1 pseudogene is annotated in these 219 nt (G+C 58.0%); it reads right to left on the reverse strand.

Annotated elements, in window-relative coordinates:
- Window positions 1–219: pseudogene (locus A3709_RS04830) on the reverse strand (nitrite/sulfite reductase); the annotation flags it as partial.

A 219-nucleotide genomic window follows, 5' to 3' on the forward strand; every position in this document is an offset into this window, starting at 1 on the left:
GCAAACTGGTCGGTGGTGGTGTTGCGAATACAGTTACCCGAAGTCTGGATGGCATGCATCTGAACCTTGGCCAGCTCCGCGAGCATGTCAGGCACTTCGGCGAGCTCCGGCCAGTTGAACTGAATGTTCTGGCGGGTGCTGATATGCACATAGCCCTTGTCAAAGTCGCGCGACAGGCGGGCTATGGTGCGCAGCTGGGTGCTGTTCATTAGGCCGTAG

It is taken from the genome of Halioglobus sp. HI00S01, from assembly GCF_001635445.1.
In the GTDB taxonomy this organism is placed as follows: domain Bacteria; phylum Pseudomonadota; class Gammaproteobacteria; order Pseudomonadales; family Halieaceae; genus Halioglobus; species Halioglobus japonicus.